The organism is Amycolatopsis balhimycina FH 1894, from assembly GCF_000384295.1.
Classification (GTDB): domain Bacteria; phylum Actinomycetota; class Actinomycetes; order Mycobacteriales; family Pseudonocardiaceae; genus Amycolatopsis; species Amycolatopsis balhimycina.
Genome location: NZ_KB913037.1, coordinates 4,576,599 through 4,596,208, shown reverse-complemented (window position 1 = coordinate 4,596,208; position 19,610 = coordinate 4,576,599). Strand labels below are relative to the sequence as shown.

The window sequence follows — 19,610 nt, the reverse complement described above, 5'->3', positions numbered from 1 at the left end:
ACCCCTGGTCGCTCGCCGATCGCCGAATTGCTGTCCCAGCTCGGCGACAGGCAGGTCCTCAGCCGCGCAGGGCCGCGATCATGAAACCGACGGCGGGCTGGGTCGTCGGGACCGGCGGCCAGCCGTTGATGGCCGCCAGCAGCTGCCAGTAGCGCTCGGAACGAGCGTCGCCGCCCGAAGCGAAGCGGTCGGCGAGCTCACGGCGGTACGAGTCCGACGTCGCGTCCTGGTCCGGCCGCGCGCAGGCCGCCGCGACCTCCGCCGCAAGCGTTTGCCCCATCGGTGACGTCGGGTTTTCCCCGGCGTCGACGGCCTCCTGGGCGCGGGCGATCCACGCTGTCCAGTTCTCCCGCCAGGCCTCCGCAGGCTGCTGGAACTCGCCGTCCTCGATCTGCTGCGCCTGGGTTTCGCTCATGCCGCGGATCAGGGCCCGGAAGTCCGGGTCCTGGATCAGCTCGGCGAACTCGATCCAGGCTTCGAGCTGCTCGGGCGACGGGTCGTCGGGCAGCTCCGGCTTGCACGAACGCATCCGCCGGTAGAACTCCTGGTCGATGTCGAGCCCGGCGACCATTTCGTCCCAGAACTCGTCGACCAGCCGCTTGCGCTCCTCGTCGGACATCGACGCGAGACGGTTCATCAGGTTCACTTCCTCCAGTTCGGAATTGCGCTTGGCCACCGCGCGCAGCACCGCCCGGCGCAGCCGCAGCCGCCGGATCTGCTCGTCGAGCGCCTCGACGTGCCGGACCGCCAGCTCGCCGACGGTCGCCGACTGGCTCAAAGCGGCGGAGACGTCGGCGAGGCCGAGGCCCAGCTCCCGCAGCGTGCGGACCAGTTCCAGGCGGGCCATCGCGGCCGCGTCGTAGAGCCGGTAGCCGGCGTCCGTCCGCTCGGTCGGTGGCAGGAGGCCCTCGTCCGAGTAGAAGCGGATCGTCTTGACCGGCAGGCCGGTCCGCCGGGACAGCTCGCCGATGGTGAAGGTCGCGGTGGTGCCCACAAGACGCATGATGAACTCTCCAGTCGGTGGAGAGTCAACCGTACTTTGGGAAGCCCGGGTGGCGGAGCCCCCGGCCCGGGGCGGAGCCCCGCAACGTTACTGCACGGTACGGTTGAGGCATGCACTTCACCCGGCCTCGAGACCTGGTGGTGGCCGGGCTGCTCGGCCTGGTCCTCGGCTACCTGCTCTTCCTGGTCGCCTACGGCTCACTGCCGCAGCTGCCGCTGCTCGCCGGGATCACGTTCGCCGTCCTCGCCGTGATCGAGGCCGTCCTCGCGTTCTCCATCCGCTCGCGGATCAAGAACGGCCGCGTCGTTGCCGCGATCGGGGTCGCCCGATCGGTCGCCCTGGCCAAGGCTTCGTCACTCGCCGGTACGTTCATGGCGGGCGCCTGGCTGGCCGCGCTCGCCTACCTTTTTCCCCGACGTGACGAACTCGTCGCGGCCGTGCTCGACACCCGCGCCGCGGTGGTCGGCGTGGTGTCCGCCGCAGCCCTGGTAGCAGCGGCTTTGTGGCTCGAACACTGCTGCCGGACCCCGCGCGGCCAAGACCGGGAGAGCACCCGCGGGACGACCGGTTAGCGCTGGAATCACACCGCTCGCTGGACCAAGTAGGTCTCGTTCGGATTACGAGCAGGTACGGTGTCAGTCATGACCGGCGTGGGTGACGACTCGCGCGGCCGCCTACTGGGCAGGCCGTGGCTTGTCGTCGGCTTTGTCCTCGCCATCGGAGCCACCCTCGCACTGGTGCTCAGCGACGATCTCCGTTATCTCCGGCTCGGGATCGTCGCGGCCCTCTGGGCCGCCCTGATCGGCGCGTTCCTCGCCGTGAAGTACCGCAAGAGCGCGGCACAGAGCGAGGACGCGGTCGCCGAGGCGCAGGCTGTGTACGAGTTGGAGCTGGAACGCGAGATCGCGGCCCGGCGTGAGTACGAGCTGGAGATGGAGGCGGAGAAAAGCAGCGTGGCCGACTCCAAGGGACGCGAGGAGCTGGAGGCGCTGCGCGCCGAAGTTTCCGCCCTGCGCGACAGTCTCCAGTCACTGTTCGGCGGCGAGGTGCTGCTCGAGCGCGTCGCGCTGACTGCGCAGGCGACCCGGATGCGCAAGCTGTCCGACGAGAACCGCATGATCCCCGACAGCGCGCCGAAGAAGAGGCCCGCCCAGCTGATGTCCGGGAAGAAGCCGGTGGTCGAGGGCGGCGAGCGGCCGACCGAACTGATCGACCGCGTCCTCGACGAGCGCCGCCGCAAGGCTTCGAACGGCAAGGGCCTCGGCAAGGGCAAGGGTTTCGGCGGCAAGCCGGCCCCGAAGGCCCCGGCGAACGTCTCCGCGCAGAGCACCCAGCAGATCGCCCGGCCGAAGCCGCTGAGCGAACGCCGTCCGCCGGTGCCGCCGGTCGACCCGGCGCTGAACGCCGCGCAGCGCGAGCTGAAGGCCGCCGAGCTGCGCGCCGAGGCGGCCCGTCGCCAGGCCGAGTCGCAGCCCATGCGGCTGCCGAAGCCGGACGAAGTGGCCGCGGGGCAGCCGGAGCGACGTCCGGAAGCCGCTGCCGAGCCGACGCGCCGCGACGTGCCGCGGCCCGCCGACCCCAAGACCGAGATCCGCCGCCCGCCGGAGCCGAAGACCGAGATCCGGCGCCCGGAGCCCCAGACGCAGATCCGCCGTCCCGAGCCGCCGCCCGCGCGCCGCGCGGAGCTGTCGCGTCCGGCGATGCGGCCGGCGGAGGTGTCGCGTTCGGACATTCCGCGTGTGGAGATGTCGCGTCCGGATATCCCGCGTGTGGAGATGTCGCGTCCGGATATCCCGCGTGTGGAGATGTCGCGTTCGGACATTCCGCGTGTGGAGATGTCGCGTTCGGACATTCCGCGTGTGGAGATGTCGCGTCCGGATATCCCCCGTGTGGAGATGTCGCGGCCCGACATCCCGCGTGTGGAGATGTCGCGTCCGGACATTCCGCGTGTGGAGATGTCGCGGCCCGACATTCCCCGGGTCGAGATGTCGCGGCCCGACATCCCCCGCGTCGAAATGTCCCGTCCGGACATTCCGCGCGTCGGCGGCCAGCCGAACGGCATGCGCCCGGATCCCCGCAAGGCCCCCGAGCCGCCACGGCCCGCGCCGGGCCGTCCGGCGGCCAACGTGCCGCCGCCGAAGCCGTCGGAGATGTCGCGGTCGGACATCCGCCCGGTGAGGGACCTCAGCGCGGCCTTCCAGAACCGCGACGACTTCGCCGAGCGGCAGCGGCCGAACCGGCCCATGCCGCCCATGCCGCAGGAGCAGCCGATGTCGGCCAAGCCGCCGATACCGCGGGACGCCGCGGCGTCCCGCACGAACCTCCCGCCCGTCCCGGCGACGACGCCGGTGCCGAGCAACGGCTCGTCGCCGCGGCAGCCGTCGCGCACCGACCTGCCCCCGGTGGTGCCGCCGACCACGCCGGTCCCGGCCGCCGACGGCCGGCGTCCTTCGCGGCTGGAGCAGTTCTCTCGGGCCGACATGTCGCCTGCCCTGGAGGAGCCGGCGTCCCGGCACAGTGGTTCGCACCGTGCGCCCGCGGAGGTTGCCCCGGCCGAAGCGCCGATGATGGCGAACCCGACGCTGCCGGAGTCGGTCCGCAACTTCCAGGGCGGGTCCGGTGGCCGTCGCCGCAAGCCGGACGAGTCCCAGCAGATGCCCGCGGTGCCCGCGCCGGAGCCGGCGGGTGGCGGCCGCCGCCGTCGCCCGGACGGCGAGCCACCGGCCTGGGAAGGCATGGTCGCCGAACGGGCGTCCATGTCGCGCCGCGGCATGGCCCCGGTCGACCCGGCGGACGTCGAGCAGAACGGCAACGGCAACGGCAATGGGCACGGCGCCCGCAACGGCCGCCGTGCGGCCGAGCCCGCTCCGGGCAGCGGTTCGCACGCCGCGGGCCGTTCGGTGAGCGAACTGCTGGCAGCGAACGGCGGCACGGGTTCCACGCCGCGTCGCCGCCGGCGCGCCGAGGACTGACTCGCACCGCTACGCCGAGTCTCGAGCGCCCCAATGCCACAATTGGGGCGCATGAGCGCGCGCCCGGCGGCCTAGCGGCCCGGCGTGGGCGGCGCGCGGAAGACCGAGGTGGCGTTCCGGTCCCTGTCCGGTCTGCGTAGGGTGACCGGCTGTGAGCGGAACCCTCTCGCCCGCGACGGGACTGGATCGCGGACGGCGGCCTCGCCGGATCACCGTGCTGCTGCCGGTGCTCGGGCTGATCGTGGTGGCCCTGTGCGGCCTGTTCCTGTTCGGCCTGGTCACGGCGCGGGTCGGCCCGCTCGCCGTCACGATCGGGGTGCTGGCGGCGCTCGTGCCGGTCGCCGGGGTGGTGGCCGGGTTCCTGTGGGTCGACCGCTGGGAGCCGGAGCCGGCGAAGTTCTTGCTGCTCGCCTTCGCCTGGGGTGCCTGCATCGCGACGATCACCGCGCTGCTCATCAACACCACCGCCGAAGCGGTCGGTGACGAGCTGCTCGGCACCGGCCACGGCAACACGCTCGCCGCGCTGGTGTCCGCGCCGGTCGTCGAGGAGGCTGCGAAGGCGCTGTTCGTGGTGCTCATCCTGTGGCGCCGGTCCAGCGAGTTCGACGGCGTCGTGGACGGGGTCGTCTACGCCGGGTTCAGTGCCGCGGGGTTCGCCTTCACCGAGAACATCTACTACTTCGGCCGCGCGTTCGCCGACTACGGCTTCGGCGACGGGCACAGCCAGGGCGTCATCACGGCGTTCTTCCTGCGCGGTGTGCTCGCGCCGTTCACGCACCCGCTGTTCGCGGTGCTCACCGGCATCGGGATCGGCATCGCCGCGCGGACGACGACCAAGGCGCTGAAGGTCATCGCGCCGCTCGCCGGCTACCTGGCCGCGGTCTGCCTGCACGCGCTGTGGAACAGCGCCGCGCTGCTCGGCGGGTCGAAGTTCCTCACCGTGTACTTCCTGATCATGCTGCCGCTGTTCCTCGGCGTCGTGTACTTGGTCATCCTGCAGCGGAAGCGGGAGCAGCGGATCATCGCCGCGGCTCTGCCGCACATGGCGGCGGCGCGCTGGATCGCGCCGTCGGAGGTCGAGCTGCTGGCCAGCCTGCCGGGCCGCCGTGCCTGGCGCCGCCAGGCGAAACGGCAGTCGGGCAAGCAGGCGGCGCGGGCCGTCGCCATCTACCAGGCCAGCGTGACGGAGCTCGCGTTCCTCGACCGGCACCAGCTCACCAGCGACACCGACCGGCAGCGCCAGCAGGAGCTGCTGCGGACGTTGAAAGCCGCCCGCGCGGAGGCGACGCGCCTCGCCGACGAGGCCGCCCGCGGGTGACCCGGTCCGGGTGAAGCTGGTCACCCGGGCTCAACGGGGCGCGCTCGATCGAGTTAGTCTCGCGCCGTCGTCCGGTACCCGGAGCGGGACTGGAACGAGAGCAGAGGGAGTCTGCCAGCCATGAGCGTCCACAGGCGCACGCCATGATGAGGCCCGCCCGCCTCGCGGTCGGCGTCGTTTCCGCCGGCCGGGTGGGCAGCGTGCTCGGCGCCGCGCTGGCCCGGGCGGGGCACACGGTGGTCGCCGCGTCGGGCCTGTCCGGCGCGTCGCTGGCCCGTGCCGAACGTCTCCTCCCCGACGTGCCGCTCCTGCCGCCCGACGAGACCGTGAGCCGGGCCGATCTGGTGCTGCTCGCCCTCCCCGACGACGCGCTGGCCGGGATGGTCCGCGGGCTCGTCGCGACCGGGTCGGTGCGGGCCGGGCAGATCGTCGTGCACACCTCCGGCGCGCACGGCATCGACGTGCTGGCGCCGGTGGCCGAGGCGGGGGCGCTGCCGCTCGCGCTGCACCCCGTGATGACGTTCACCGGCCGCGAGGAGGACCTCGAGCGGCTGGCGGCTTGCAGCATCGGCATCACGGCGGCCGCGGACGACGAGGCGGCGTGGCACGTCGGCGAAGCGCTCACCGTCGAGATGGGCGCGGAGCCGGTGCGGATCCCCGACTCCGCGCGAGCGCTCTACCACGCTGCGTTGACCCACGGCGCGAACCACCTGATGACGCTGGTCGCCGACTGCGCGGAAGTCTTGCGGGAGGCGGGAATCGAGCAGCCGGAGCGCCTGGTCGCACCCCTGCTTTCGGCGGCGTTGGATAATGTTCTCCGGCACGGCGATCGCGCGCTGACCGGCCCGGTCGCCCGTGGCGATCTCGGCACCGTCCGCAAGCATCTCGCGGTGCTGGCGGACCGGGCGCCGGACGTGGCGCCGGCCTACCGGGCGCTGGCCAAGCGCACGGTGGCGCGTTCGACGGCTGCCGGGCTGCTGGACACCGCGGCCGCCAAAGACCTCACCGAACTCCTCGACGATCCCGCCGAAGGGCACCCAGACCAGTGACCACACCGAAATTCAGCCGCGGCACCCTGAACACGTTCTCCTCGCCGGAGCACGTGAGCCAGGTCAGCCGGGCGTTGCACGGCGTCGGCCGCAAGCTGGCGCTCGTGCCGACCATGGGCGCGCTGCACGCCGGCCACCGTGAACTCATCCGCCGCGCCAAGCGGCTGCCGAACGCCGTCGTGGCCACCTCGATCTTCGTGAACCCGCTGCAGTTCGGCGCGGGCGAGGACTTCGAGGCCTACCCGCGGCCCCTGGACGCCGATCTCGCCGTGCTGAGGGAGGACGGCATCGAAATCGCGTTCACGCCCGGCGCGGACGCGCTCTACGCCGAAGGGGCCGTGGTGACCGTGCACCCGGGACCGCTCGGCGACGAACTCGAAGGCGCCGTGCGGCCCGGCCACTTCGCCGGGGTGCTCACCGTCGTGGCGAAGCTGTTCAACCTGCTCCGTCCGGACTACGCCTTCTTCGGCGAAAAGGACTACCAGCAGCTGGTGCTGATCAAGCGGATGGTGCGGGACCTGAACATCGACACGCGCGTCATCGGCGTGCCGACCGTGCGGGAGCATGACGGGCTGGCGCTGTCGTCCCGCAACGTCTACCTGACGCCTGAGCAGCGCGAAGACGCCATCGTCCTGTCGGCCGCCCTCACCGCGGGGGCGTTCGTCGGCCGGGACGGTGCGGACGCGGTCCTCGAGACCGCGTGGAAGACCCTCGCCGCGCGTCCCGCGGTCGAGGTGGATTACCTGGAGTTGAGGGGAACCGACCTCGGGCCCGCGCCCGTCGACGGTGAAGCACGACTGTTGATCGCGGCCCGGGTGGGGAGTACCCGGCTGATCGACAACGTTCCGGTGTTGCTCGGCGCTGCCGTCGAACATCCGGAGCGGCTGGACGCAGGGGAATAGGAGTCCACGATGTACCGCACGATGCTCAAGTCGAAGATCCACCGGGCCACCGTCACCCAGGCCGACCTGCACTACGTCGGCTCGGTGACCGTCGACGAGGACCTGATGGAGGCCGCGGACCTGCTGCCGGGGGAACAGGTGTCCATTGTGGACGTCACCAACGGGGCGCGGCTGGAGACCTACGTCATCAAGGGTGAGCGCGGGAGCGGGGTGCTCGGCATCAACGGTGCCGCGGCGCACCTGGTGCACCCGGGTGACCTGGTCATCCTCATTTCGTACGGCCAGATGGACGACGCCGAGGCCGCGACGTACGAACCGCGGGTCGTGTTCGTCGACGCGGACAACCGGATCGTTCACCGGCACACCGACCCCGGCCACGCGCCGGAGGGCTCCGGGCTGCTGTCCGGCACGGTGACGCTGCCGCTCGACGACGAAACGGCGGTCTTCCCGGTCGCCGAGACAGCGGACGCCCGCCGCCTCGACGCGCTGCTGCACGCGGAAAGCTGACCCGCTTGCTGCTCACCGTCGACGTCGGCAACACGAACATCGTCCTGGGGCTGTGGTCCGGCCGGACACTGGTCGGCGACTGGCGGATGCGCACGGACGCGCGCATGACGGCCGATGAGCTGGCGTTGACGGTGCGCGGCCTGCTCGGCCCGCAGGCGGACATGGTGAGCGGCATCAGCGCGTTGTCCACGGTGCCGGCGGTGCTGCGCGAGCTTCGCGTGATGCTGTCGCGGTACTACGCGAAGGTGCCGAAGATCGTCGTCGAGCCGGGCGTGCGCACGGGCGTGGCCCTGCTCGTGGACAACCCGAAGGAGGTGGGCGCGGACCGGCTGGTGAACACGCTGGCCGCGCACCACCTGCACAGCACGGCGTGCGTGGTCGTCGACTTCGGCACGTCGACGAACGTGGACGCGATCTCGGCCCGCGGCGAGTTCCTGGGCGGGGCGTTCGCGCCCGGGATCGAGATCTCGGTGGACGCGCTGGCGTTGCGCGCGGCGGCGCTGCGGAAGGTGGAGCTGGTGCCGCCGCGGTCGGTGATCGGCAAGAACACGGTGGAGTGCCTGCAGTCGGGGATTCTCTACGGCTTCGCGGGCCAGGTGGACGGGCTGGTCCGGCGGATCGTCCGCGAGCTCTCACCGGGCGGGACGGAACAGGTGGCGGTGCTCGCGACGGGTGGGCTGGCACCGCTGGTGATCAGTGAGTCGGAGACGATCACCGACCACGTGCCGGACCTGACGTTGCTTGGGCTGCGGCTGGTCTACGAACGCAATATCCGGTCTTGAGGCCCGGATCGGCGGCTCACCGGAGGTCTTGAATGACTCATTCAAGACCTCCGAAGACCTGAATGAGTCATTCAAGACACCGCGGCAGCCAGCCGGCGCCGTTCCAGCACGTACCCCAACGCCGTCACCGCCAACGCCGGGAAAGCCACTTTCGCCTGCGGGAACCCTTCCCCGCGGTCCGGGTCCACTGCCTTCGAACCCGGGTACGCCAGCGCAGAAATCTGCGTCAGCCAGTACAGCGACGCCAGCACTGCCCCGGCGTCGAGGCTCGCCCGCGCCGAACCCGGGGCCCGCCACAGCTGCCACAGGCTCGTGACACCCAGTGCGAGTCCGAGGCTCATCGTCTGGCCGTTGTGGAACTTCGCGTGCGGTGGCCAGGCCGGGTTGAACACGTGGGTCTCGTTCCAGTCGGCGCGGTACGGGCCCACCGCCGTCACGAGTGACGTCAGGGAGATCAGTGCCCGCCCCAGCCCGCGGCCGCGCAGGAATTTGCTCCGCATGAGTGATCCTTTCGTCGCCTCCACCTCAGTATGGAACCTCGACTTTGATCGAGGTCAATGCGGAATCAGCGGCGCCGGGCGCGGAACACCCAGGTGCGCAACGGCAGCTCGAACTCACCGGACGCCGTGTGCGGATTCGCGGCCAGGAACTGCCGGATCTCCGCCAGGCCCGCGGCCGCGCTCGCCGGGTCCGCGACGATCATGTGCGAATGCGTGGCGATCGTTTCCACGAGGCTTTCCGCCGTGCGCCGTTGCACATGGTGAAACGCCTGGCTTTCGAAGGGGTCGAACGCCGCATGAGTGGCGGGTTCCTGGTTGCCGTCGGTCCAGGCACGGCTCACCCCGGTCCGGCCGAGTTTCCCGAACTCGGCGACCCACGGCACCGATTCGTCTTCGTAGTTCCACATCGGCACCAGTACTCCGCCTGGCCTCAGTACGCGCGCGATCTCGGTCATCGCCGCGGGCACGTCGAACCAATGGAACGCCTGGCCGGCGAAAACCGCGTCGACGCACGTGCCGGGCAGCGGGATCCGTTCCGCCTGCCCCGCCAGTGACGTCGCCGACGGCACGAGCCGCTCGAGTTCCGCGCGCATTTCCGGATCGGGTTCGACCGCGGTGACGTCGAGCCCGAGTTCGGCGAGGCCGAGGGTGAGTTTGCCGGTTCCGGCGCCGAGATCGAGCACCTGGCGCGGCGTTCCGCTCGCCCCGGAAAGGCCCCACTCGATCGCCTCCCGCGGGTAGTCGGGCCGGTGCTCGGCGTACTCGGCCGCGCGGCTGCCGAAGGAAGAAGCGCGCTGGGCTCGTGTGGGATCACTCACCTCGCCCAGGCTAATGGAGGGAAAGGTAAAGGTAATCCGGTTGGCGTAGCGTCCGGCCGGGTTCGTACCCTAGTGGCCATGACCGAAAACCCCGCTTCCACCAGCGAGCCCGCCGAAGACGAACTGCCCGAGCAGATGCGGGTGCGTCGGGAGAAGCGCGACCGGATCCTCGCGGAGGGTATCGATCCTTACCCGGTCGAGGTACCCCGGACGCACTCGCTCGCCGAAGTGCGCGCCGCGCATTCCGGGTTGCCGGCCGACACCGCCACCGGCGAGCAGGTCGGCGTCACCGGCCGGGTGATGTTCCTGCGCAATACGGGCAAACTGTGCTTCGCGAGCCTCCGCGAGGGCGACGGCACCGAGCTGCAGGCGATGATCAGCCTGGCGAAGGTCGGCGAAGACGCGCTGGCGGCGTGGAAGTCCGATGTCGACCTCGGCGACCACGTGTTCGTGCAGGGTGAGGTCATCACGTCCAAGCGCGGCGAGCTTTCGGTGATGGCCGACGCCTGGCGCATCACGTCGAAGGCGCTGCGCCCGCTGCCGAACGCCTTCAAGGACCTGGCCGAGGAAACGCGGATCCGCCAGCGCTACGTCGACCTCATCATGCGCCCGCGCGCGCGGGACGTCGTGCGCACGCGCGCCGGCGTCGTCCGGTCGCTGCGGGAGTCGTTCCACCGCCGCGGGTTCACCGAGGTCGAGACGCCGATGCTGCAGACGCTGCACGGCGGCGCCGCGGCCCGCCCGTTCGTCACGCGTTCCAACGCGTTCGACATGGAGCTCTTCCTGCGGATCGCGCCGGAGCTCTACCTCAAGCGCTGCGTCGTCGGCGGCATCGAGAAGGTCTTCGAGATCAACCGCAACTTCCGGAACGAGGGCAGCGACTCGTCGCACTCGCCGGAGTTCGCGATGCTCGAGTACTACGAGGCCTACGCCACGTACGACACGAATGCGGTGATGACGCGGCAGCTGATCCAGGAAGCCGCGGAGGCGGTGCTGGACTCGTTGGTCGTCACCCTGCCCGACGGTTCGGAGTACGACCTGTCCGGCGAATGGACCACACTCGGAATGTACGAGTCGTTGTCCGATTCCCTCGGCGAAGAGGTGACTCCGGAGACGCCCGCCGCCAAACTCCACGGATTCGCGCAGGCCAGGGGCCTGGAAGTGGACCCGAAGCTCGGGCACGGGAAGCTCGTCGAGGAACTGTGGGAACACCTCGTCGGAGATCATCTGCACGCCCCGACGTTTGTCCGTGATTTTCCGCTGGAGACGTCGCCATTGACCCGCCAGCACCGCTCGCGGCCGGGTGTCGCCGAGAAGTGGGACCTCTACGTGCGCGGATTCGAACTCGCCACCGGATACTCCGAGCTGGTCGATCCGGTCGTCGAACGGGAACGGCTCACCGAACAGTCCCTGCTGGCCGCGCAGGGCGATAGCGAAGCCATGCGGCTGGACGAGGATTTCCTGCGTGCCCTGGAGTACGGAATGCCGCCGAGCGGTGGCGTCGGAATGGGGATCGACCGGCTGCTCATGGCGCTGACCGGTCTCGGTATCCGGGAGACGATCCTCTTCCCGCTGGTGCGTCCCGAATAACCCGGCCGTGTGAGGATAGCCGCCGGTTATGGCAATGAGATTTGCGCTGCCCTCCCGAAGCGGGTACTAATGTTCTAGACAAAGTCTTCTGTCCCGGGGCTCGCCCCGTAACCAGATCATTGAGTAAGCCCCGCAGGAGGAATCGGATGGCACAGAAGGTGCTCGTCTCGCTGGTCGACGACCTCGACGGCAGTGAGGCGGAAGAGACCGTCGAGTTCGGTTTGGACGGAGTCAGCTACCAGATCGACCTCTCCTCGGAAAACGCGGAGGAGCTGCGGGACGCCCTCGCCCAGTATGTCGAGCACGCGCGTCGTGCGGGTGGCCGCAAGCGCGCTTCGGTGCGTCCGGTCGCGGGTAAGGGTTCCGCCCGCCCGGCCGCTGTGGACCGTGAGCAGAACCAGGCCATTCGGTCTTGGGCGCGCAAGAACGGTTACGCGGTCTCCGACCGGGGCCGGATCCCGTCCGAGGTCGTCGAGGCCTACCACAAGAAAAACTGAAGATTGTTCATGCCGGCCCCGGCAGGTCGCTGACCAGCGGTAACCGCCGGGGATGGCATGGAAAATCTCGTCGACGCGGGGTTTCCAGCGGTAGCCGCCGGGCGAATTCGCCCGGCGGCTTTCTTCATGTCCGATCCCTGTCCGGTTCCCGTTCGGGTGCCGTGCGGGCCGTTCGGGCGTACTCGGCGGGCGACTGACCGGTCACCGTCCGGAAATCGCGGATGAAGTGCGACTGGTCGCTATAGCCCAGCCGAACCGCCAGACCGGCGTAATCCGCTCGCCCTTCCGAGGCGAGCTGCTGCGCGGCGTCGTTGAGCCGGTATATCCGGATCGCCCACTTGGGCGGGCAGCCGACGTGTTCGGCGAACAACCGCTGTACAGACCGGGTGGTTAGTCCAGTATCCGCGCACAGTTGCGCCACCCGGGTAATTCCCGGATCCCGTGCGATTGATTCCACCGCCTCCGCGGCCTGCCGCGCGGCCGGGGAGAGCGTCACGGGATTTGCCGACAGCAAGTTGTCGATCGAACTGACCATTTGCGCGTCACCCGCCGCCGTGCACACCGATTCCGCGGCCTGGAGCGCCGCCGGCCCGAAAACGTCCGTGAGCGGGACAGCCCGGTCGGCGATGTCACGCACGGGCCGGCCGAGGAACGCGCGGAAGCAGCCGGGCCGGAAACGCACGCCCAAGCCCTGGACCCGGCCTTCGAGGCGGTACGAAAAGACGTCGCGGCCGGGTCCGTAGACGCCGGAGGCGCCGAGGAAGAAGGTCACGTTGACCGCGAGGTTCGGCAGCACCCGCTGCTCGTGGGGTGGTTTGCCGCGCAGGTCCCACCGCAGGACCCAGTGGTAGTCGACGAAGTCCGCCAGTTCGGGCGCGGGCGGGTGCCTCGTCAGCGTGAACATCGTGCGCGCGGTGGCCTCGGCCACGATGCCGCGCGGGATCCGGTGCGCCACGGGCCCACAGTAGTTGTCGCGTTCAGTTGTCGCGTTCGTCCAAGACGTCGTGGTCGTCACGCGGCTTGGATCACCGGCATGACTGCCGAGTTGCTGCGCCCCGCCGCGGCCGAATTCCTCCGGGTCACGAACGCGCTGGACGACCTGACGCTGCCCACGCCGTGCGCCGGCTACGACATCCGCGGGCTGCTGAACCACCTCCTGTATTGGGGCCCGTGGCTCATCGCCGCGGGACGGCGCGAAGAACCGCCGTCACCGGGCGTCACCGAAGCCGAGGCGGCACTGGTCGGCGACGACTGGCGCGCGGCGGTGGAGAAGCAGACGTCGACGCTCGTGGACGTCTTCGGGACGTCTTCGGCATGGACGGGCACGACGGCGCTGGGGACCGCCTCAATGCCGGCCGCGGTGGTCGGCGACATGGTCCTGGGCGAGTTCGTCCTGCACGGGTGGGACCTGGCACGGGCCGGCGGACAGGAGCTGCACTGCCCGCCGGAGGCGGCGACAGCGGTGTACGACTCGGCGGTGGCCATGGGCGAGCGGGCGCGTTCGATGGGCGTCTACGGGCCGGCTGTCGAGGTGGCTGCCGATGCGTCGCCGCTGGAGCGGGCGCTGGGCGCTTCGGGGCGTGATCCGGGGTGGACGCGGTGATGGTTGTCCACCGGCCTTTGGGACGGTGCCCACGTCGCGCCCAGCCCCTGGGGTGCCTGTCCGCTCACCGGCGTGCGTGGCAGCTGCCGTTGCCGTGGTGTCTTGAATGACCCATTCGCGACCTTCGGAACCACGGTCCCGCCCGGGCTGCCGGCGGTGAAGCGGCGGAGTCGGCGACTCGCCAGACCGCATTGAACGACCCTTTCACCTCGTCCGACGAGGTGAAAGGGTCGTTCAATGCATCGCCGCGGCGGCCATCACGCACTCCGGCAAGGGGGCCGGCAAAGTCGCCCGACGCTGCCGCATCCAGCTGACAGCCGGATGCGGCCGGGTTCCGAAGGTCCCGAATGGGTCATTGGGGACCTCGCACGCCCTGAATGAGTCATTCAGGACACCCGGCGACGCCCCGCTTCCACCGCGGAACACCACGGCGACAACCGACGCTGCCGGGACTGGTGGGGCCCAGGTGTGGAGCCGGATGGCCAACCGGGGGCACTCGCTACCGCGAGCAGGTGCGGGGGCAGCCGTCGCACTCCGATGCCGCCGGGAGCAGGTACGAAAAGCAGCAGCTCTCGCGGCGCCGTGTCCACTCTCGGTGGCCGTCCGGGCCGTCTACCAGGCGCAACGCCGATGCCGACGTCAGTGGCGGGTAATGCGCGTCAAGGACCAACGCCGCGTCCGCGACGCCCGCGCCCTCCGCTTCCGGGGTTCCGCCCTGGCGGCCCGCCCACCACAGCGAGTTCTCCAGCGCGTCCGTCGCCGCGGCCCAGAGGGTTCGGCGGCCCAACCTGCTGATCGGGGCGTACGCCCGGACGAACTGGGCCGCGTGGGCCAGGTAGCGGGCGCGCAGGACCGCCGCCAGGGCACGCTCGTCGCGGACCACCGTGGCCTCCGGGCGGGCCGAGCCCGGGTCCGTCGGCAGGCAGTGGAACGCGTCACCCAGGACGGCCATCCCGTCCGGGTGGGGGCGGTCGTCGGCCAGGCGGAACGCCAGCTCCGCCGGCTTCAGTGACGGCACCCGGCGCTCGTGGTGCAGCAACAGCGCGCCGACGTACGCCGGGACGTGCAGGTACCACGTCATCACCCAGCTCGCCGTCGTGCGGGCCGGTGCCGAGGAGTGCTCGCGCAGCAGCCAGTCGCCCAGCAGGCCGCGCCACTCGTCGAAGTACGCTGGGGTCTCCAGCAGCTCCGAGCAGCGGATCCAGCCCGCCGGGACGTCCTGCCGCAGCTCAGTGCGGTCCTGCAGGCCGGACACCCGCAGCAACGACGACGCGAGGCCGTCGCCGACCTCGCGTGCGTCACGGAAGGACCGCTGCTGGTTCAACCGCGGCCCTCCTCACAGCGCCGTAGATGATTAGGCGTGCCTAACCTTACACGCAAACCGTGGCTGCGCCAATCGAGTGGTACTCCCGGCTTGCGGACTGTTCGCGGTGAGCGGACAGGGCGCGGATGGCGGAATCCACGTGGCCACTCGCACGTTGGGGTTGACGTAAAGGTGCAGGGCAACCTGATGATGGGAGCACCCGGGAGATGCCACGTCCGGGTGCGGAAACAACCGCTGAGAGCCGTAGTGGTACGCCAGCGCGACGACTTGGCTACTAGAGTGGTCTCACGGTGCTGAATCCATCGCGGTGAAAGCACGATGGATACGGGCCGCCGGCGCAGCAGTCGAGGGAGTGCACATGTTTGAGAGGTTCACCGACCGCGCGAGGCGGGTGGTCGTCCTGGCTCAAGAAGAGGCCAGGATGCTCAACCACAACTACATCGGCACCGAGCACATCCTCCTGGGTCTGATCCACGAGGGTGAGGGTGTCGCCGCCAAGGCGCTGGAGTCGCTGGGCATCGCCCTGGAGGGCGTGCGCCAGCAGGTCGAAGAGATCATCGGCCAGGGCCAGCAGGCGCCGAGCGGGCACATCCCGTTCACGCCGCGCGCCAAGAAGGTGCTGGAGCTGTCGCTGCGCGAAGCGCTGCAGCTCGGCCACAACTACATCGGCACCGAGCACATCCTGCTCGGCCTGATCCGCGAGGGCGAAGGCGTCGCCGCGCAGGTCCTGGTCAAGCTGGGAGCGGACCTCAACCGGGTCCGCCAGCAGGTGCTGCAGCTGCTCTCGGGCTACCAGGGCGGCAAGGAGTCCACCGAAACCGGTTCCGGCCGCGGTGAGGGCACCCCGTCGTCTTCGCTGGTCCTCGACCAGTTCGGCCGCAACATGACCGTGCTCGCCCGCGAGGGCAAGCTCGACCCGGTCATCGGGCGCGGCAAGGAGATCGAGCGGGTCATGCAGGTGCTGTCCCGCCGGACCAAGAACAACCCGGTGCTCATCGGCGAGCCGGGCGTCGGCAAGACCGCCGTCGTCGAGGGCCTCGCGCAGAGCATCGTCAAGGGCGAGGTGCCCGAGACGCTCAAGGACAAGCAGCTCTACACGCTGGACCTGGGCTCCCTGGTCGCCGGCTCCCGCTACCGCGGTGACTTCGAAGAGCGCCTGAAGAAGGTGCTCAAGGAGATCAAGACCCGCGGCGACATCATCCTGTTCATCGACGAGCTGCACACGCTGGTCGGGGCGGGTGCCGCCGAGGGCGCGATCGACGCGGCTTCGATCCTGAAGCCGATGCTCGCCCGCGGTGAGCTGCAGACGATCGGCGCGACCACGCTCGAGGAGTACCGCAAGTACATCGAGAAGGACGCCGCCCTCGAGCGCCGGTTCCAGCCGATCCAGGTCGGCGAGCCGTCGCTGGAGCACACGATCGAGATCCTCAAGGGCCTGCGTGACCGGTACGAGGCGCACCACCGCGTCTCGATCACCGACTCGGCGCTGGTCGCCGCCGCGACCCTGGCGGACCGGTACATCAACGACCGGTTCCTCCCGGACAAGGCGATCGACCTGATCGACGAGGCCGGCGCGCGGATGCGCATCCGCCGGATGACCGCGCCGCCGGACCTGCGCGAGTTCGACGAGAAGATCGCGAACGTCCGCCGCGACAAGGAGTCCGCGATCGACGCGCAGGACTTCGAGCGGGCCGCCCGCCTGCGTGACGAGGAGAAGACGCTCCTCGGCCAGAAGGGCGAGCGGGAGAAGCAGTGGAAGGACGGCGACCTCGACGTCGTCGCCGAGGTCGACGACGAGCAGATCGCGGAGGTGCTGGCCAACTGGACCGGCATCCCGGTCTTCAAGCTGACCGAGGAGGAGACCACCCGGCTGCTGCGCATGGAGGACGAACTCCACAAGCGCATCATCGGCCAGGAGGACGCGGTCAAGGCCGTCTCGCAGGCGATCCGCCGTACGCGTGCCGGTCTGAAGGACCCGAAGCGCCCGTCGGGCTCGTTCATCTTCGCCGGCCCGTCGGGTGTCGGTAAGACCGAGCTGTCCAAGGCGCTGGCCTCGTTCCTGTTCGGCGAGGACGACGCGCTCATCCAGATCGACATGGGTGAGTTCCACGACCGCTACACCGCTTCGCGGCTCTTCGGTGCCCCTCCGGGCTACGTCGGCTACGAAGAGGGCGGCCAGCTGACGGAGAAGGTGCGTCGCAAGCCGTTCTCGGTGGTCCTCTTCGACGAGATCGAGAAGGCGCACCAGGAGATCTACAACACGCTCCTGCAGGTGCTGGAGGACGGCCGCCTGACCGACGGTCAGGGCCGCACGGTCGACTTCAAGAACACGGTCCTCATCTTCACGTCCAACCTGGGCACGTCGGACATCTCGAAGTCCGTCTCGCTCGGCTTCGCCGGGGGCAACGACTCCAGCACGAAGTACGAGAAGATGAAGCAAAAGGTCAACGAGGAAATGAAGAAGCATTTCCGCCCGGAGTTCCTGAACCGGATCGATGACATCATCGTGTTCCACCAGTTGACCAAGGAACAGATCATCATGATGGTCGACCTGATGATCGGCCGGGTCGAGACGCAGCTCAAGGCCAAGGACATGGAGCTGGAGCTGACGGCGAAGGCCAAGTCCCTGCTGGCCAAGCGCGGCTTCGACCCCGTGCTCGGCGCCCGGCCGCTGCGCCGGACGATCCAGCGCGAGATCGAGGACCAGCTGTCGGAGAAGATCCTCTTCGGCGAGGTCGAGCCCGGCCAGATCATCCTGGTCGACGTCGACGGCTGGAGCGGCAACCCCGAGGACAAGGACGACCAGGCCAAGTTCACCTTCCGCGGTGAGCGCCGGCCGTCGTCGATCCCGGACGCCCCGCCGGTCAGCATCGGCGCGGGCCACGAGGAGCAGGGCGGCGAAGCCGAGAACGACTGATCTCGGTTCGTAGTTCACAGGAGGGCGGTTCCCCGGAAGGGGAGCCGCCCTTCTCGCGTCGGGCGCATGAGACGATGCCCGCGGGCTCGGGGAGGGAACCGCTTTGGACGTGCTGTCGATCGACTTCGGGACTTCCAGCACGGTCGGCGTGCTCTCCGCCTTCGGGCGCGGGCCCCGCGCCATCGAGGTCGACGGGTCCGTCACCATGTCCTCCGCCGTCTACGTCAACGATGACGGCTTGCTCGTCGTCGGGCAGGATGCCGAGCGGCGGGCTCGGCTCGATCCCAGCCGGTTCGAGCCGAATCCCAAGCGGCGCATCGACGAGGGCGTTCTGCAGCTTGGCGAGACCGCCGTCGCGATACCCGACGCCTTCGCCGCCGTGCTGCGGCGGGTTGGTGAGGAGGCCGAACGGCAGCTGGGCCGGCCGCCCGCGCAGACGCGGATCTCGCACCCCGCCGGCTGGGGCGCCGACCGGCAGGAGGTGCTCCGGACCGCTGCCGCGAAGGCCGGGTTCGCCGATGTCCGGCTGATTCCCGAGCCGGTGGCCGCCGCCGCGCACTATGCGAGTCTCGGGAGCCGGACCAGCGGCCCGGTCGGTGTCTACGACCTCGGGGCCGGCACCTTCGACTGCGCTGTCGTCGCTGTGACGCAGCAGGGTTTCGCCGTGCTCGCCGAGGACGGCCTGCCCGACCTCGGCAGCCTCGACATCGACCAGACGCTGCTCGTGCACATCGGCCGCGAAGTGTCGCACGCCGATCCGGCGCAGTGGCAACGCCTTCTGCGGCCGCAGGCCATCGCCGACCGTCGCGCGCGCCGGGCCTTGCTGCAGGATGTCCGTGACGCCAAGGAAAGCCTGTCGCGGCACGCGCAGACCCACGTGCCGATGCCCGAGCCGTTCGGGGACGTCCTCGTCACCCGGGACGAGCTCGAAGCGCTCGTGCGGCCCAGCCTGCTGCGCAGCGCCGAGCTGCTGGGCGCGACGATCCGCCGCGCCGGGCTGAGCCCCGCGCAGCTCGGGGGTGTCTACCTCGTCGGCGGGCCGAGCCGGATGCCGCTGCTGGCCACCCTGCTCGGACGGCAGCTCGGCGTCACACCCACCACACAGGACCAGCCCGAGACGGCCGTCGCGTTCGGACTCCAGCACGTGCCGCTGGGCACCGCCACCGACCTCACCGTGCCCGCGTTCGCGCCCGTCCGCCCGCCCGTGACGCCGCCGCGGCCGCAACCCTGGCAGCAGCAACCGGCCCGGCAGTACACGCCGCAGCCGAAACCGGAGCAGCGCAAGAAGCCCAAGCTGTGGCTCATCGGGCTCGCGGTGCTCGTAGTCGTCGTCGCGATCGCGGTGCCCGTCGTCGTCCTCGCGACCAAGGGCGAATCCGCCGCCCAGTCCACTGTGGACTGCATGTCGACAGCGCAGCGCGACCGGGCCGGGTTCACCCCCTGCCTGCGCTCGCTGGCCGGCACCGTCCCGGACCGCGCCGCCTGCCAGGCCGCCGACGGCGTGGGCAAGCTGCTGCACGCCCAAGCGGCGGTCAACTGCGGATTCAAGGACGGCCGAAAGGACTACGTCAGCTACTACCAGGGCGTGACCATCGACGACATCGAGGCGAGCGTGAACCTGCAGCCAGGCGGCAACGGCGTCGTGAGCGGGACCTGGGACGGCGGCGGGCTGCACGGCCGGTACGTCGCCGGTCTCGGCAGTGTCGCCGGGATCGTGCTCTTCGACGTGGACGGCCGCCGGGCGGCCGGGCTCTACGTCTCGCATGATGCCCGCCGCACCGAAGACCTCGTCGCCGTCTTCACCGGCGAACTCAAGCCGGCCTGACGC

Annotated in this window: 17 protein-coding genes; 12 read left to right on the top strand and 5 right to left on the bottom strand. The window is 70.2% G+C overall.

Going from position 1 to position 19,610, the window contains the following annotated elements; translation table 11 throughout:
• Positions 1 to 58 precede the first annotated feature (58 nt).
• Entirely contained in the window at positions 59 to 994 is a 936-nt protein-coding gene (locus A3CE_RS0120305) for a helix-turn-helix domain-containing protein (protein ID WP_020641946.1), read from the bottom strand.
• Between the two features lie 119 nt (positions 995 to 1,113).
• Between A3CE_RS0120305 and A3CE_RS0120300 the strand changes: the two genes are divergently transcribed.
• The 7 genes from A3CE_RS0120300 to A3CE_RS0120270 all read left to right on the top strand — a co-directional run bounded on the left by A3CE_RS0120300 (position 1,114) and on the right by A3CE_RS0120270 (position 8,533).
• Positions 1,114 to 1,575, top strand: coding sequence for a DUF3180 domain-containing protein (locus A3CE_RS0120300; protein ID WP_020641945.1), 462 nt, complete (start codon positions 1,114 to 1,116; stop codon positions 1,573 to 1,575).
• 69 nt (positions 1,576 to 1,644) lie between these two features.
• Positions 1,645 to 3,975 (top strand): DUF6779 domain-containing protein, encoded by a 2,331-nt coding sequence (locus tag A3CE_RS0120295; protein ID WP_020641944.1) that lies wholly within the window; start codon positions 1,645 to 1,647, stop codon positions 3,973 to 3,975.
• Positions 3,976 to 4,189: 214 nt separating this feature from the next.
• Positions 4,190 to 5,293 (top strand): PrsW family intramembrane metalloprotease, encoded by a 1,104-nt coding sequence (locus A3CE_RS0120290; RefSeq protein WP_020641943.1) that lies wholly within the window; start codon positions 4,190 to 4,192, stop codon positions 5,291 to 5,293.
• 89 nt (positions 5,294 to 5,382) lie between these two features.
• Complete coding sequence (locus tag A3CE_RS0120285; protein ID WP_376741620.1) at positions 5,383 to 6,342, top strand: Rossmann-like and DUF2520 domain-containing protein; 960 nt, start codon at positions 5,383 to 5,385, stop codon at positions 6,340 to 6,342.
• Positions 6,339 to 7,244, top strand: coding sequence for a pantoate--beta-alanine ligase (panC, locus tag A3CE_RS0120280; RefSeq protein ID WP_020641941.1), 906 nt, complete (start codon positions 6,339 to 6,341; stop codon positions 7,242 to 7,244). The genes A3CE_RS0120285 and panC overlap by 4 nt, the downstream gene beginning before the upstream one ends.
• 9 nt (positions 7,245 to 7,253) lie before the next feature.
• The gene (gene panD / locus A3CE_RS0120275) at positions 7,254 to 7,751 is read left to right on the top strand and encodes an aspartate 1-decarboxylase (protein ID WP_020641940.1); all 498 of its coding nucleotides are present in this window, start codon (positions 7,254 to 7,256) and stop codon (positions 7,749 to 7,751) included.
• Positions 7,752 to 7,756: 5 nt separating this feature from the next.
• The gene (locus tag A3CE_RS0120270) at positions 7,757 to 8,533 is read left to right on the top strand and encodes a type III pantothenate kinase (RefSeq protein WP_020641939.1); all 777 of its coding nucleotides are present in this window, start codon (positions 7,757 to 7,759) and stop codon (positions 8,531 to 8,533) included.
• A gap of 71 nt (positions 8,534 to 8,604) precedes the next feature.
• Here A3CE_RS0120270 and A3CE_RS0120265 read toward each other — a convergent pair whose 3' ends face one another.
• Both A3CE_RS0120265 and A3CE_RS0120260 read right to left on the bottom strand, forming a co-directional pair.
• The gene (locus A3CE_RS0120265) at positions 8,605 to 9,033 is read right to left on the bottom strand and encodes a DUF6640 family protein (RefSeq protein ID WP_020641938.1); all 429 of its coding nucleotides are present in this window, start codon (positions 9,031 to 9,033) and stop codon (positions 8,605 to 8,607) included.
• A gap of 65 nt (positions 9,034 to 9,098) precedes the next feature.
• Positions 9,099 to 9,851 (bottom strand): class I SAM-dependent methyltransferase, encoded by a 753-nt coding sequence (locus tag A3CE_RS0120260; RefSeq protein WP_020641937.1) that lies wholly within the window; start codon positions 9,849 to 9,851, stop codon positions 9,099 to 9,101.
• Positions 9,852 to 9,929: 78 nt separating this feature from the next.
• On the opposite strand from A3CE_RS0120260, the gene lysS reads away from it, so the two are divergent.
• Both lysS and A3CE_RS0120250 read left to right on the top strand, forming a co-directional pair.
• A complete protein-coding gene (gene lysS, locus A3CE_RS0120255) occupies positions 9,930 to 11,441 on the top strand; it encodes a lysine--tRNA ligase (protein ID WP_020641936.1) in 1,512 nt (503 codons plus the stop codon).
• A 146-nt stretch (positions 11,442 to 11,587) separates the two neighbouring features.
• Positions 11,588 to 11,938: a histone-like nucleoid-structuring protein Lsr2 gene (locus A3CE_RS0120250; RefSeq protein WP_020641935.1), complete on the top strand. Its 351-nt coding sequence runs from the start codon at positions 11,588 to 11,590 to the stop codon at positions 11,936 to 11,938.
• Positions 11,939 to 12,062: 124 nt separating this feature from the next.
• Here A3CE_RS0120250 and A3CE_RS0120245 read toward each other — a convergent pair whose 3' ends face one another.
• On the bottom strand, positions 12,063 to 12,893 hold the full coding sequence (locus A3CE_RS0120245) for an AraC family transcriptional regulator (protein ID WP_020641934.1): 831 nt from the start codon (positions 12,891 to 12,893) through the stop codon (positions 12,063 to 12,065).
• A gap of 78 nt (positions 12,894 to 12,971) precedes the next feature.
• Here A3CE_RS0120245 and A3CE_RS0120240 point away from each other — a divergent pair, with 78 nt between their 5' ends.
• Positions 12,972 to 13,541 (top strand): TIGR03086 family metal-binding protein, encoded by a 570-nt coding sequence (locus tag A3CE_RS0120240; RefSeq protein ID WP_020641933.1) that lies wholly within the window; start codon positions 12,972 to 12,974, stop codon positions 13,539 to 13,541.
• Positions 13,542 to 14,040: 499 nt separating this feature from the next.
• Here the strand turns inward: A3CE_RS0120240 and A3CE_RS0120235 are convergent, their stop codons facing one another.
• Positions 14,041 to 14,865: a (2Fe-2S)-binding protein gene (locus tag A3CE_RS0120235; RefSeq protein WP_020641932.1), complete on the bottom strand. Its 825-nt coding sequence runs from the start codon at positions 14,863 to 14,865 to the stop codon at positions 14,041 to 14,043.
• 358 nt (positions 14,866 to 15,223) lie between these two features.
• Between A3CE_RS0120235 and A3CE_RS0120230 the strand changes: the two genes are divergently transcribed.
• Positions 15,224 to 17,782, top strand: a complete 2,559-nt coding sequence (locus tag A3CE_RS0120230; RefSeq protein ID WP_020641931.1) for an ATP-dependent Clp protease ATP-binding subunit — start codon at positions 15,224 to 15,226, stop codon at positions 17,780 to 17,782.
• 103 nt (positions 17,783 to 17,885) lie between these two features.
• Positions 17,886 to 19,607: an Hsp70 family protein gene (locus A3CE_RS0120225; protein WP_020641930.1), complete on the top strand. Its 1,722-nt coding sequence runs from the start codon at positions 17,886 to 17,888 to the stop codon at positions 19,605 to 19,607.
• Positions 19,608 to 19,610 lie beyond the last annotated feature (3 nt).